This window comes from Alteromonas sp. (assembly GCF_984505615.1).
Map to the genome: position 1 here is coordinate 54,631 of NZ_CFHOXV010000020.1, position 13,665 is coordinate 68,295.

7 protein-coding genes are annotated in these 13,665 nt (G+C 47.3%); 2 read left to right on the forward strand and 5 right to left on the reverse strand.

The window, feature by feature from the left end; genetic code table 11:
• Positions 1 to 2,024: glycoside hydrolase family 95 protein (locus AC4PME_RS12260; RefSeq protein ID WP_491529619.1), on the reverse strand; the 2,024-nt coding region annotated here is incomplete at its 3' end.
• Between the two features lie 321 nt (positions 2,025 to 2,345).
• Here AC4PME_RS12260 and AC4PME_RS12265 point away from each other — a divergent pair.
• Complete coding sequence (locus tag AC4PME_RS12265; RefSeq protein ID WP_119501632.1) at positions 2,346 to 3,527, forward strand: helix-turn-helix domain-containing protein; 1,182 nt, start codon at positions 2,346 to 2,348, stop codon at positions 3,525 to 3,527.
• Between the two features lie 25 nt (positions 3,528 to 3,552).
• On the opposite strand, the gene AC4PME_RS12270 is transcribed toward AC4PME_RS12265, so the two are convergent.
• The 3 genes from AC4PME_RS12270 to AC4PME_RS12280 form a co-directional block, all read right to left on the reverse strand.
• On the reverse strand, positions 3,553 to 4,635 hold the full coding sequence (locus AC4PME_RS12270; RefSeq protein WP_119501633.1) for a GDSL-type esterase/lipase family protein: 1,083 nt from the start codon (positions 4,633 to 4,635) through the stop codon (positions 3,553 to 3,555).
• A 103-nt stretch (positions 4,636 to 4,738) separates the two neighbouring features.
• Positions 4,739 to 5,869, reverse strand: coding sequence for an efflux RND transporter periplasmic adaptor subunit (locus AC4PME_RS12275; protein ID WP_491045559.1), 1,131 nt, complete (start codon positions 5,867 to 5,869; stop codon positions 4,739 to 4,741).
• A 38-nt stretch (positions 5,870 to 5,907) separates the two neighbouring features.
• On the reverse strand, positions 5,908 to 9,066 hold the full coding sequence (locus tag AC4PME_RS12280) for an efflux RND transporter permease subunit (protein ID WP_232373360.1): 3,159 nt from the start codon (positions 9,064 to 9,066) through the stop codon (positions 5,908 to 5,910).
• 273 nt (positions 9,067 to 9,339) lie between these two features.
• Here AC4PME_RS12280 and AC4PME_RS12285 point away from each other — a divergent pair, with 273 nt between their 5' ends.
• Positions 9,340 to 9,627 (forward strand): type II toxin -antitoxin system TacA 1-like antitoxin, encoded by a 288-nt coding sequence (locus tag AC4PME_RS12285; protein ID WP_491529620.1) that lies wholly within the window; start codon positions 9,340 to 9,342, stop codon positions 9,625 to 9,627.
• Positions 9,628 to 11,021: 1,394 nt separating this feature from the next.
• Here the strand turns inward: AC4PME_RS12285 and AC4PME_RS12290 are convergent.
• A partial coding sequence (locus tag AC4PME_RS12290; RefSeq protein ID WP_491529621.1) for a hypothetical protein occupies positions 11,022 to 13,665 on the reverse strand: 2,644 nt, incomplete at its 5' end.

Consider the following 13,665-nt stretch of genomic DNA (forward strand, 5'->3'; position numbering starts at 1 on the left):
GCACGGTTTCCGTCTGCCAGGCGGGCCCAAAAGTTGATTTTCCAGGCACGGCTCCACCCTGTGCCGCCATCGCCTCTTGCGTTAAGTGATACCGCAGCGGCTTTCGATAAGACCGGTGTATCAACCGGCGAGATATGATTGCCCGGATGCAATGCAAACAGGTGGGAGATATGACGGTGGCGGTTTTTCCTATCATCAATATCCTGACGCCATTCCTGCAACTGACCCCAATTACCAATCCGCAGTCCGGGTTCGAGCCTGTCAAGTGCGCTCTTTAACGCAGCGGCAAACTCCCCGTCGCCAACCTGCTCTGCAAGTGTTAGCGTGTTTGCAAACAGATCCGTGACGATTTGCTGAGACATAGACGCACCGGCCGTAAAATCACCGTGTTCCGGAGAATAAGAAGGGGAAATCAGTAGCGTGTCTGAATCCGCGCTTTCAACCAGGTTGTCCAGCCAGAACTGACTGGTTAATTTGAGAAGCGGCCAGGCCCGTTCTTTCAGGAAGCTTTCATCAGCATTGAATGCGACTTCTTCATAGAAGTGTCTTGCTATCCATGCAGCCGCTTCCGGTTGCCAGAATGCGGTGGGCCAGTCAATTAACCCCGTTGAGCCCCAGGGATTGGTATTCAGGAAGACCACCCAACCTGCTGAACCAAATAAGCTTCCGGCGACTTCCCGTCCGGGTATTGTGAGGTTCTCTACAAAATCGAAAAGCGGCGGCAGTGTTTCGGGCAGGTTTGTGGTGTGAGCCAGCCAGTAATTCATCTGTAAATTGATATTCAGATGATAGTCAGCACTCCAGGGAGCCTGAATGTCTTTATTCCATATTCCCTGCAGGTTCGCCGGCAGCGAGCCCGCTCTGGATGAGGCAATTAAAAGATAGCGACCATAGTGAAAATAGAGACTTTCCAGCGCGCGGTTCTGCGACTCATTTTTAGAAGGATAAGCTTTGAGCGCAGCGGTCAGTTCACCGGTTTCACCATCACCAAGGTCCAGCTTGACGCGGTTAAATAAAGGCTGGTAATCATTGAGGTGGCGGGTTAAAAGCTCATCAAAAGAGAAGTTTCGAAGATGAGCGAGTTGCGAGGTGGCTTTATCTTTTGCATGTCCCAGCCGGTAATCCGGGTGACGTAATGCATAATTGGTAGCCGCGGTAAGCAAAATGGTCACGCTGTCAGCGTTTCTTACGCTGAATTCTGCGTCTTTCACATCTGTGTTGCCACCCTCATGCAAAATACGCATGCCGGCTGCAAATTCAAGGCCGTTGTCGGTTAATGCTCCGCTGTATAGTAACGAATCCTGACCGCGCCCCTCTGCCGACCAGGTTCTATTTTCAGGAAAGCGTAACTTGCCGGATACGTTCAGCGCGCCTTTTTCAGATGCCTTCAGCCTGATGACAATGCTGTTGTCGGGATAAGTAACAAAATAATCTCTTTTGTAGTCAATTTTGTCTGCGGAATAACTCACTGTCGCCACAGCCGTGCTCAAATCAAGGCTTCGATGGTAATCGTGAATTTCCCCCGTCATGTCAGGAAACGACAGCACCAGATTAGCGAAGCTCTGATAGCTGCCATAGTCCGGCTGTTGATGACCCAGTTTGCCAGCCACATACTCAGGTGACAGCGAGCCTTTTTCCGCAATCTCTTTGACTACGGCTTCTACCTGCTCAGCATAACCGGATGTATCGTCAGGTAAGCCGGATTGATACGGACCGTTTTTGCCGGGGCCGCCTGTCCAGAGTGTTTTTTCATTAAACTGAATAACATCTTCTGTTACGCCACCGGCTATGGTTGCGCCGAGTAAACCATTGCCCAAAGGAAGCGACTCAGACTCCCAATCTTCGCCGGGAGAATTAAAAACAAGAACTGCATGTTGGTTAAAAGCGGTTTTATCCGGAGGGCTGACCGGCGAATTCTGCCCGTAGCTTAGCGGCGAACCGGACGCAAAAAAGAAAGCGATGGCAACGGCGATAAGCAGACGACCATTGTTTACTTTTTCTTTAAAGGCTTTTGCTTTTTTCATTTTATTTGCCAGTAAACCCAAAACATAAAAGTTATCTTTGAACACGTATCGCCTTCATGTTGTTACCACGATCGGGATACGATGTTTGTTTTTTGTTAATGACGATAAAACTAATGAGAATGCGGGTCCGGAGATATCTGAAAACGCAAAAAAGCTAGCAATGTGCAAAAAATAGAAGAAATTGTGGCAGAAAATATAACTATGATTAGCATGTAAATATTCTTACATGTCGCACCTTTGCGCTCATTGACGAATGGTTGTGAGTTTGATTATATAAACCTATCCATATTTGCAGACTGGCACGTGGTTACAACGGAAAGTATGTTTGGCTACCATAAAAAAGTTATTTATTCGTTAACGGCATACGCTATTTTCGCCGTAATACTGGTAGCCATTGCATATCATCAGTCTTTCCCCGAAGAGTCTCTGCTTCCCCGCGCTGCTGAGGAAAACAAACTGAAGTGGAAAAGCCTGACTTACGATGATTCGCAGGAAGGTGGCGCATCCACTATTTCGGTTATCGATGACGGGTTCAGTTACACACTCAGCATGTTACTGAACGAACAGAAAGACTATCCCTTTGCCATGGGCGAAATGCTGTTTCTGAACAGTCAGGGACAGCCTGGTCTCGTGGACCTGAGTGCGTTTGATACCTTGTCGTTTATGGCAAAATGTTCACCGGAAAGTACCCTGACCTTCTCTTTATTCACTCTCGATAAAAATGCCAGCAAAATTGATGATGCAAGGTCTGATCGTATTTCCACCCGGTATTTTCACTGTAAAAGTGAGTGGCAGCGTTACGACATTGATATCACCCGGCTGGAAACACCGGAATGGTGGTACAAGTGGTATAATCAGGCGCTCAGTGAGCAGGAATACAGCCTGGCAAGAGTAAAGAAAATTTCATTTGGCAGTTCCATTCAGAGTCCGCTGAATGTGCAGTCCACCATCAGTATCCGCGAAATTGTGTTTAACGGTAAAGACTGGTCTTACTTATATACTTGCGCTGCTATTTTACTTGCCTCAGGTGCAATGCTGGTCGCATGGCTGTTTAAAGCCCACAGCAAATATCTGATGAAAGAAGTGAAAAATAAACTTCAGAAGGACCGGCCGTTAATTGACTGCGAACACCTTTCACTGGAAAGCCACAGAGACAAAGATAAAACGGCCATTTTGAAATTCCTTGCCAAAGAGTACGCAAATCCGGGGCTAAATCTGGAGTTTATTGTCCGGGCGTTAGGCATTAACCGGAATAAAATTAACGACATTCTGAAAAGTGAGTGCGGGTACACGTTTTCAACCTATTTAAACAAGTTGCGGCTGAACGAAGCGGCACGCCTGCTGACGGAAAATAAGGATGCCAACGTCTCTGAAATCGCATACTCGGTAGGTTATAAAAACGTGCCTTATTTCAATAAGCTTTTCAAAAACGAATACGGATGCAGCCCCGGCATGTTCCAACATGGAAGTGACCATTTCCACGCCAAAACTGCGTCCGGATAAACGAATTCGCGTAATCGCAAATACGTTACCAGTTCATCATTTCTTTCAAATAATCCGTCAGCTTCGCGGCATTTTCTCTGTGCTGTTCCACACGCGGATGAGCACCGTAACCGGTAAAATCAAAGATCAGGGTATGGACTCTTTGCCCGTCTCCGGATGAATCAGGTGACGCTTTAATTGCATCAACAGCACTGGCAATGTAATCCGGCCACACACTGGTTTTTGTTGCATCCATACTGCCGATAGCACACACGAACTCAGCATCAGGATGATGCTTCATCAACGTGCGGATGAATTCTTCATAGGATTTTTTGATCTCCTCAGGCCCGGCGTTTAAACGCTTTTCGTTTTCAATCAGCCAGCGATCATTCTGGCCAAGATTCACCACCACCACATCCGGCTGCCAGTCATCAAAATGCCATGAAGAGTTGTTGTTACTTTCCGCTGTAAGCTGGTCATAATATTCCGGCATCGTAAAATCAAACCAGCTGATCATAAAACCGATACCGCTTTTCGCAATTGAATGGAATTCCGCATCGAGATGCCGGGCCGTGATAGCCGCATAGGAAAGATAGTGATTTTTCTCAGAAGGCTTATTATCCGGGTCATTATGGGCAGCTTCATTGCCCATGCCGACGGTAATCGAATCGCCATAAAACAGGATGCGTCTTGACGGCGGCACCGGTTTTGCCAGCAGCTTCCCGTCGTCTGCCAGCGTCACGCCCTGAAAATAGGTTCCGCCTTCTTCGCCTTCAGTACGTTTGAACAGTGTCACCTGCGTTGTATCGTTGCGGACCATGTGACTCAGATCATACTGATGCAGACCCCTTTGCGTATGAATGACATAGGGTGAAATGTCCTGACCATCAAAAATGACGTTGTAATAATTCCTGCCGGTTTGATCGTCTAACGTCAGTACCAATTTATTGCCGGAGAAAGAAAACGTAACACTGTTACCCGGCCAGCTTAAAAAGGCACCCTGCTCTGTATAAGCCACTCTGCCAGAGTAAGTAAACCCATCATTTGCAGAAGTGACGAAACGGTCAGCGAAAGCCCGTACAGGGTTAAACAGTATGAAAAAAAGAAACAGAAGGTGTGAGTAACGCATTGTTGTAAGTCATTCCCTTAGCGTCTGAGTAATCCGAAATACTATCGTTACCCGCATCGACTTACCATACACAACCACTCACATCCCGTTTTAGTTTCTTATTTTAACTCTGCTGCCCGTTTACCACGCGAACCACGTCTCCATTTTCAATGCCATCAGGTGGATTGGTGATCACCCGGTCAGTGGCATCTATCCCGCTGGCTATTTCAATATCGCGGCCCAAATCTCTGCCGGGTTCAATGGCTTTTAGTGAAACAGTGGTATTGTCGCCGGCACCGGACACTGTCGCCACAGACAAGCCGTTGGCATTAAAAATTAAAGCACTCACGGGGACGGTGAGCATGGCTGCATTAGCTGATAATGGCAAATTGACACTGGCATAGCCCCCCGGCAATAAGCTGTTATCCTGATTATCGAGTATTAACTGCACCAGCATGGTCCCGGTATGGCGGTCCACCGCTGAATTTGAGCGCACCACTTCCGCCTCATAACGGCTTCCCGGGCTTTCCGGTACTGACACCTCAGCCTGAGTACCTTTTTGGATTTGACGGGCAAATTTTTGCGGCACCTGAACATTTAAGCGCAACGGGTGGGTCGACGCCAGCATGAATAAAGGCTCGCTGTCATCCGAACCGGCATTAATAAGATCGCCAATATCCTTATTTCTTGCCACCACGACGCCGTCAAAAGGCGCAGGGATCATGGCTAAATCCTTTTGTACCTGTAAACGGTTAACATTGGCTTTGGCTGATGCCAGCTGCGCCTGTGCAGCGCGGTAACTGTTTTCACGCTGCTCCAGTTCCTGAGCAGTCACGGCATTGGTCGCCACCAGCTTTTTCCATCTGTCCAGCGTTGACCGGGCAAGAGCAACATCAGCGCTGAACCTGTCTACATCGGCCTGCGCCTGGATAAGCTGCTGATCCAGCTCTGGTGTATCGAGCTCTGCCAGCACTTCGCCTTCTGTTACAAGCGCGCCGATATCGTGATGCCACTCTTTCACATAACCGTCCACACGGGCGTAGATAGACGCCTGTTTAAACGCCTGGAGCCGTCCGGCAAGGGTTAACGACTGTGTTGCCTCGCCGGTTACCGGCTGCGTCACGGAAACAGCCGGGATCAAACGCGCCTGCGTCCATTCAGCGACCTGTTCACTGTTCGCCTGACGGCTCATGATCCCCGTTACAACAATAATGGCGGCTAACAGCAGTAGACCAATAAATGCAATTTTTCCCATAACCGTTCCTGATGTATGTCTGTTCGTGCCGGTCATGCTTAGTTCTGCCCGGTGTGTTTGATTGATTCGTCGTTATCGTTGCGGTGTAAGACACTGAAGATAACGGGTACAAAAAATAATGTGGCAACCGTCGCAAACAGCAGCCCGCCAATAACGGCTCTGCCCAGCGGCGCATTCTGTTCACCGCCCTCCCCCAGGCCCAGCGCCATGGGCAGCATGCCCACAATCATAGCAAGGGCTGTCATTAGTACAGGGCGAAGTCTTGCAAACCCTGCTTCCAGAGCTGCCTGCGTAGCATCTTTCACTTCTGCCAGACGCTCTCTGGCAAAACTGACGACCAGCACACTGTTCGCAGTAGCCACTCCCATACACATAATCGCGCCGGTCAGTGCCGGTACACTGAAGGTAGTGCCCGTGGTAAATAGCATCCATACAATGCCGGCGATAGCAGCAGGCAATGCCATGATGATAATGAAAGGGTCCCGCCAGGACTGAAAATTAATCACAATAATGAAGTAGACCAGTCCGATGGCACCGATTAATCCGGTAAGCAAGCCCTGATAGGCACTTTGCATGGTACTTACCTGCCCTTTCATCTCAACCGTTGCACCACGGGGCTTCTCAGCGTCATACCGGTTGATGATTTGCTGAATATCTTCAGCTACAGCACCCAAATCCCGGCCCTGTGTGGTAGCAAAAATTTGCACCATGGGCTCGATATTGTACTCCGTAAACACGCCGTTCAACTGCGTGCGGCTGAACGTCGCCATGCCTCCAAGAACTGACGGCTCACTGGCATTACCGTTAACCGGAATATTGTTCAGCTCAGCCAGTGAATCAACTTTATATTGAGGTGTTTGCATAACAATGGGGTAAGACACGCCGTTGGCAGGGTTCAACCAGAATGTGGGAGAGACCTGTGCAGAGCCGGCCAGGTTCACCACCAGACTATTACTGATATCCCGCTGGGTAATGCCGGACAGCGCTGCCTGTTCACGGTTAATATCTATCTTGATTGCCGGTGCCTGCCGCGACTGATGAATACGGGCATCAACAACACCGGGCACAGCGCGGATATCTTTCAACATATCGTTTGCAAAGTCGAAGCTGGCATTCAGATCCCTGCCCCGTATCTGAATATCAATGGGTGACGGTGCACCAAAATTGAGGATCTGGCTGACGATGTCAGCGGGTAAAAATGAAAACGTCATATCAGGAAAGCGTTCCGGCAACACTTCTCTGAGTGTTTTGATGTACTCCGCGGTGGGCGCATGCTCCTGTGTCAGCGAAATATTGATATCGCCGTCTGAAGAACCAATCATGCCGGTATTGGCGTAAATGGTATTCATACTGGAAATATAGGTACCCACGTTATCAACCATGGCCGCCAGCTCTTCAGGCGGAATCACTTCTCTGATCACATCCTGGATCTCAGCAAACCTTGCAGCGGTTTCTTCTACCCGCATACCCACCGGGCCTCTTGCGTGCAGGGCTATTTGTCCGCTGTCCACATCAGGAAAGAAATTACGGCCGATGAAAGGCAACAACGCAAACGACAGCATGACGGCGAGCATGAACAAGGTAATGAACCGTTTTCTGCTTACGAGTGCACGGTGCAGTGCAGACTGATAGCGGTGCCTGAACCGGTGAAAACCCCGCTCGAAACCTTGTTGAAACCTGGCAAAAAATGAAGACGACAAATTGGCATCATCGTGTGGCTTTAACATGTACTTTGCCAGCGTAGGCACCAGCGTGCGCGACAGCAGAAAAGAAAACAGCATGGACAACATCACCGCTTCTGCCATCGGCACAAACAGATACCGTGGTACCCCTTCCAGGAAGTACATAGGTACAAAAACCACGCAGATACACAACAGTGAAACAAACGCCGGCACAGCTATCTGCCCTGCACCGTCTAAAATGGCTTTTTCTACCGGCTTGCCCTGTTCCAGGTGGTAATTAATGCTTTCAATGGTCACTGTGGCCTCATCAACCAGGATCCCTACGGCAAGTGCCAGTCCTCCTAATGTCATGATATTCAGGGTGTGACCCAGTAAGGACATCACCAGAATCGCACCGAGAATCGACAGCGGAATGGACAACGTCACAATCAGTGTAGAGCGCCAGCTACCGAGGAAAAGCAAAATCATCAAACTGGTCAACAGCGCCGCAATCACGCCTTCCACCACTACGCCATGCACAGCATTAAGCACGAACATTGACTGATCGCCAATTTGCTTAACTTCTAACGCTTCAGGCAACGCATCTTTGACTTCTTCGATACGCTGCTTAATGCCATTGATCACATCCAGCGTTGAGGTATTACCGGATTTAAATATGCTCATTAATACCGAGCGTCCGCCGTCCACATGCACGATATTCGTTTGTACCGCACTGCCGTCATAAACATGGGCAACGTCGCGGATGTAAACAATGGTGTCATTAATGGTACGAATGGGTAAATCACCAATCTCTTCGATGGTGGCAGGCGCGTTATTGATTTGAATGGCGTATTCATATTCGCCAATTTTTTGCGTGCCGGCAGGAATGATCACGTTCTGATCGGCCAGAGCATTGGCCACATCCTGACCTGAAAGCCCTCTTGCGCGAAGTGCGTCCGGGTCTAGATCTATCTGAATTTGCCGCGACTTCCCGCCAAAGGGCCAGGGAATTGATGCGCCCTGAACGGTAACCAGCCGTGAGCGGAGCTGATTCATGCCCAGATCGGCCAGTTGCTGTTCTGTGAGTCCTTTACCCGATAACGCAAGCTGAAGCACCGGTACAGTAGAGGCATTGTAGTTCATGATCAGGGGCGGCGCGGTGCCCTGTGGCATCTGGCGCAGCAACGTTTGCGCCACGCCTGTCACCTGAGCGTTGGCCATGTTGATATCCACAGTATCGTGGAAGAATATCTTAACAATGCCGAATCCCGTGTACGACGTGGCTTCAATATGCTCCACATCATTCACAATACTGTTCAGCGCCCGCTCGAAAGGCGTAGTAATACGGCCGGCCATTTCATCAGGCGGCAAGCCCCGCCACTGCCAGGCAACCGCAATCACCGGAATATCCACATTCGGAAAAATATCCGTCGGCGTCCGCATGGCCGACAACGGCCCCAAAATAAGAATAAGTAACGCCAGCACCACGAAGGTGTAGGGTTTACTTAAGGCAATTCTAACCAGTGCAAGCATCATATCCAGCCACTCAATGTGAATAATGACACTTTATCAGTGAGCACAATTCATGATTAGTAGGGTAAATCTGCATGTACTTATGAAGGGAATTAATGAATTGCCAGTTTTACGGAAACTCTACCGGGGTACGGTTGGTATCAGACAATAAATTCATAATAATTCGTACACGTTTTTGCAGCAGGGGCTTCCGGCATTCCATCTCATTACTGCCCGACCTAAACGATTCGGAAAAACAACATTTGTACAATATTGTACAAATTGTTGTCCTCATTTATGCTAAAGAATTCAAGTCTGCAGACCAATATTTGGAAACTAAAAATGCGACTATCAATTGAAATTACGCCCGAGCAGCATAAAAATCTGAAAGCCGCTGCAGCATTACAAGGCAAAAGTATTAAGAGCTATGTGCTTGAAAAGGCGCTTCCCGCTCCCGCAGAGCAAGAGGCATTGCAACAACTTGAGGCGCATTTAACCCCCCGGGCTACTGCCGCGAAAGAGGGTAAGCTGTCAGGTAAATCTGTTGATGATATTTTTGATGAGGAAATAGCAAAAGCTAAATAGCCATATGCTCCATTACGACATTACGGACGATGCCGAAGCTGATATAAGGGAAATAGTGCGCTACACCTAGATAAATGGGGAATTGCACAAACTGACATTTACAGAACGGCTCTCAAACACACCTTCGAACTTATCGGAAACCACGACATCGTATTGAGAAAGCTCTCAGATACACATCCTGATTTACTATACGCAAAATGCCAGCACCACTACATATTTTATATAACTGAAGGTGTTGAGAAGCCAACAATCATCGGCGTAATTCATGAAGCAAGAGAAATCGTTGCAGTACTGCAAACAAGATATGGCAAGGGATAGACCTGACATCCACAGAATGTATTATTTAATGCTCAAGAAAATAGAGATTTGGTGCTCTACCCTGACTCGAACAGGACACATAAACAACTGAATAATATACAACAATGAAAATTAAATACTTGAAAGTACTACCAACGGTACTACTAACATCGTTTACGCGGACCTATTGAAGGATTAGGATGTAAGTACTTTTGCTAATATACGGCCATAACTCCAGTTAAGTGGAGCAGCGAAATTCTAGGTGGGTGCCAAAGTGCTCACCAACCATCACAAAAACAAATTAATAAACAGAAAACTAATCCATTTTTTTAGCGTGTCGAGCTGAATATTTTGATAAGGCAAAAAAGAAACGGGAGCTTATAAAGCTCCCGTTTAAGTTTTGAGTAACTAAATCAGCTTAGCTACCTTCGTCAATTTCAATGTCGTCAATTTCAGTGTCGTCAATTTCTATATTGTCCAGCACGGTGCTGGTGGTTTAGCAACTTACCGTGGCAAGCCACTAAATTCTTGGTGTACCTGGGCACAATCCCTGCGGCACTGACTCATCTGTTACCACTATAGAAGGGGGGGACCCTTTTTTCAAGATAGAAACCACAGGTGGGGTGGGCTCCCATCTCCTTCCAGCTGAAAAATTTTCGAAATTTCATAAGGTGTAATCTTATACCCCTTCCAATTAACTATCAGTCGGAAAGTAGCCCCTGTTAAAAATCAAACTTTGCCCTAACTCTGCCGATCCCCTTTTTGCATCCTACCCAAGTGAAACTTCTACGGGTATTTCGATTTGCTAAAGAACCGTAGGCTAACTCCATGGACCCACAGCAGATTTAAATTGAGGATATCAGCATGGCACCTAAAACTACAAAATTTCGTCAAACCATCAGAAGCTTAATCATACGAACCATCACGGAGCTAATCATTCGAACATTGGCTTGGATGATCGATAAATGGTGATTTGCGGGTAGTGCGGGTATCAGCGGGTATCTTTTTTATTGTGTAACGGAAACCATTTCTATGAATAATTCCTATAGCAATGAAAAATAATACCCGCATACCCCCGCACTACCCGCAACCATGAGTTAAGCTACCTTAATTACACGCCATAGTTTTACCTTCTTATGCTTGTCTTCCCCTGAATTCTCAAGTTTTAGCCCACCCGATATTCTGTCTTTCTTATAACCTAGTTGACGACCGATACTATGCGCCGTCCCCCTATCTCCAGTTAACTCTATCCATTCGTTTGTCAATGAGCCGGGCACACCATCTGGTCTCTGAATATAGTTTAGTAATTCTGACGAGGAGAAAGCCTTGTTTCCAAACGTTGAGTGCACCTTTTCCAGAAAGGCCCTCAAAGCCAACTGATCGGGGTCATCTTCATTAGCTTTATCGATTGCAAGTACAGGGTCGGCAACCTTAAATTCTGGAAATTCACGCCCTACCCATGCTACGGGCTGCCTAACAAGCTCATCCCACTGTTCATAGCTTGCTGTAGCTCCTTGCGCCCGGGTTGGCTGTTGCTGAAAGCCTCGTATCACTGTCAGCACAGCTTCTATGATTTTTTCTCTGTGCTCTTTCACATAGCTGGTGGGCTCAACAGAAAACTTCCGTAGATAAGGCCTATCAGATAGAGGGTCTATACGGCATTTAATCACCCTTCGAACTAAATCCGATGCCGGCCTTAAATTATTCCCCGTGAAAACTACAAATGCGTTATTGGGCAACTGGATATTGCGAGACTGTCCAAGTATTCGATCTCCGAACATTGGGCCGGTAAGAAAGCCTGCAAGTACGGAGGATTGTAATACTCCCATTACATTGTCCCAGATAAGGACTCTTTCACCGCTCATACAAAGAGCGAACAATCGTTTCCGAATCTCATCGTTATTACCTCGAATATCAGGCCAAATTGTCGGCTCTTTACCCGTACATATTGCACCTATCGTTCTGGCCAATAACGTTTTACCACTCCCCTGAACTGGAGCATCAAACCCTATTGCAGGGGCTATGTCTAATACAGGACGGGTCACGGCCGTGAAAATTGCCGCTAACAACACTCCCTTATCAATGTCACCACACAAAGGGAAATCAGAAAATGGTACCCAAATGTTAGCAAGAGCTTGCTGCAGTTGTTGTTTAGTTGGCTGTTCAGGCACCGTAACCGTTGAGGTAAGATTAACCATGCACAGTTGAGTACCTGAATCGTATCCATTCTTATGAAGCAGTCGTCCCTCTCTTGTGATCACGGGCGCCGTAATAACCGTTTTCAATTGCTTCAGGCGTCTTTGACTGCCCAGGCTAAGGAGTTGTTTAGAGATTGTCTCAGGCGGATCTTTGAGTACTTTTTCTATTTTGCCCCCTTTCTTCTCATGTGAGTAAAATTGAATTCGGGATGCAAGCATATAGGTAATGGCCGGCACCTCCATAATGGGGCGCTCGACACCATCTGTGATCTGGATTAACAGCCCTTCTTTGTCAAACAAATCATGCTGTTCACGCAAGAATTCAAGCACCTGGTAAACAGCGTCCGTGGTCCGCCCCCGTTTCAATTCAATCATCCGAGGTTGACGTAGTAATGTAAAAGTTTGCCCGCCATGAGCCTGACTGAATAAGCGCGGGGCACTCCCCAACAGATATAAGATGCCGACCGTCTTTGAATTGTTATATTCCGGTTCTATTGGGTCTTTGGTTTTAGCTTTGTGAAAAAGATTAGGGTTCTCCAGTATTTCAGATACGGTTATATAATCGCCATTATCCAGAACTAACTCGAAGTCTCCCGTTAAAACCTTGTTGTCTAAAGCCCTCGCTACCGTTACCCGGGCTGACTCTAACTGTTCCTCACTGCCGCCAGCAGCTATTTTTATAGCTTGCTTCTCTATATAGCTACCTTTAGCCAGTTCTGATGCCGGAAGGGCTTCCTTCCTCAACTTGGCTTTAATTTGTTCAAGCTGCTTCTTTTCGCGAGGAGTAAGGTCCTTGAATACCGATACCGTATCGAGTGTATCCCCTATAACAACTTTCGGTTCGCCTCTTCTCTGTTCAACGCCGGCTGAACAGACGGCTCCAGCAGCAAAATCAATCCTGTTACTCTGCCAAACATTTGCGTCAAATACGGTTCGTTCGAGGAGCTGACCCGCCACACCAACATCTAATCGACCGAAGCCATTTAACCAGAGTCTGTCTATTATTACCTTGCCAGCCCTTTCTATATCGTGGGCATTCTTAACAAGAAAATAGATTCGCTGACCTCTGAGTCCGTTTTGTTCTATATCTCCGGTGTAAATATAACTACTACTACTAACCCACCAAACATAGCCAACAGCTCTCAGTTCAGGAAATGACTGAGTAAGAATCTTCATCAGATCTGTTTCATCCAGAATGTCGTGCCCGTCTTGGGGGTCATAATCCAACATAAAAATTCCTGGGCCATTGTCCCATTTGAAATGCTCTTTTGAACGCGTGAATACGCCATCTTTCGAATCTAATTTTTCATAGGTGCTTTTAGTAACCAACTTGGCTTTGTCTTCCGGCAGCACTCCGTAGCAAAGAGCCTGATGCCCACTCAATCGACTTAGCACATTTGCGAACGAGTCAAGCCCATCTATAAATTTCATGTCTGCAAATCCTTCATAGAGATTTGCGCTTGTATATTTTTCTAAGTTTCCGTTTACCAGTGAAAAGTGTTTTGTGAGTGTTTCAGGTTTAAGAGAAGAGAGTATTGTTATC

Coding starts and splice junctions, on each gene's coding strand:
- AC4PME_RS12265 (WP_119501632.1), top strand. CDS start 2,346: ATGTTTGGCTACCATAAAAAAGTTATTTATTCGTTAACGGCATACGCT.
- AC4PME_RS12270 (WP_119501633.1), bottom strand. CDS start 4,635: ATGCGTTACTCACACCTTCTGTTTCTTTTTTTCATACTGTTTAACCCT.
- AC4PME_RS12275 (WP_491045559.1), bottom strand. CDS start 5,869: ATGGGAAAAATTGCATTTATTGGTCTACTGCTGTTAGCCGCCATTATT.
- AC4PME_RS12280 (WP_232373360.1), bottom strand. CDS start 9,066: ATGATGCTTGCACTGGTTAGAATTGCCTTAAGTAAACCCTACACCTTC.
- AC4PME_RS12285 (WP_491529620.1), top strand. CDS start 9,340: ATGCTAAAGAATTCAAGTCTGCAGACCAATATTTGGAAACTAAAAATG.